Source organism: Hydrogenovibrio sp. 3SP14C1, from assembly GCF_029625905.1.
Taxonomy (GTDB): domain Bacteria; phylum Pseudomonadota; class Gammaproteobacteria; order Thiomicrospirales; family Thiomicrospiraceae; genus Hydrogenovibrio.
Map to the genome: position 1 here is coordinate 1 of NZ_JARTLM010000186.1, position 260 is coordinate 260.

The window sequence follows — 260 nt, forward strand, 5'->3', positions numbered from 1 at the left end:
TCTCGTTCGGTGGCCTGGAACTGGTAGGCATCACCGCAGCAGAAGCAGACAACCCGCAGAAAAGCATTCCTAAAGCGACCAACCAGGTGATCTACCGTATTCTGCTGTTCTATATCGGTTCACTGGCAATTCTGCTGTCACTGTATCCGTGGGGCAAAGTGGTAGAAGGCGGCAGCCCGTTCGTGCTGATCTTCCATGCATTGAACAGCAATCTGGTGGCAACAGTACTGAACGTCGTGGTGTTGACTGCTGCGCTATCG

At 53.1% G+C, this 260-nt stretch carries 1 pseudogene; it reads left to right on the plus strand.

Annotated elements, in window-relative coordinates:
• Nucleotides 1-260: pseudogene (locus P8629_RS12175) on the plus strand (lysine transporter); the annotation flags it as partial.